Here is a 434-nt window from a genome sequence, read left to right on the forward strand (position 1 = left end):
CAAGAGCATGATCGCTTGTTTAAAAGCCGCGGCTTTGCTTTGGTCTTCGCTCTCTAAGTTCTTGAGATAGCCCTGTAGGTTTTCGAGTAAGTTCAGTGGATCAGTTTGTTGATTTTGTGCCACTTCACTCAAAGCTTTGGCGTTGTTTAAGCTACTTTCGAGTTGTTGTTTGGCTTCGCTTGCATCTAAATGGTTTGCTTTGGCTTGTTCTTGTTTGTAGGTGGAGATGAGTATGCCTTCGCCTGCTCGTACTGCACCCCATTGGTCTGTTCTAAGTTCGAAGCCTTCGCCGCGTCCTTCACTTTCTGCTGTTGCTTTGGGATGACTGAGATTCCCTAGGTTAAGTTGGCTCGCCCCGTGGGTGTTTTGCAGTTGGGTGGAGATTTGTCCTGTGGTGTCATCAAAGCGGAGTTGTCCATAACCTTCGCCTTGGA

General features: G+C 47.7%; 1 protein-coding gene. It reads right to left on the reverse strand.

The window, feature by feature from the left end; translation table 11 throughout:
* Window positions 1-434, reverse strand: a 434-nt coding sequence (locus AC1M9A_RS14405) for a type VI secretion system Vgr family protein (protein ID WP_481610491.1), incomplete at both ends; no start/stop codon positions are given.

Source organism: Acinetobacter sp. ANC_7634 (genome assembly GCF_056779875.1).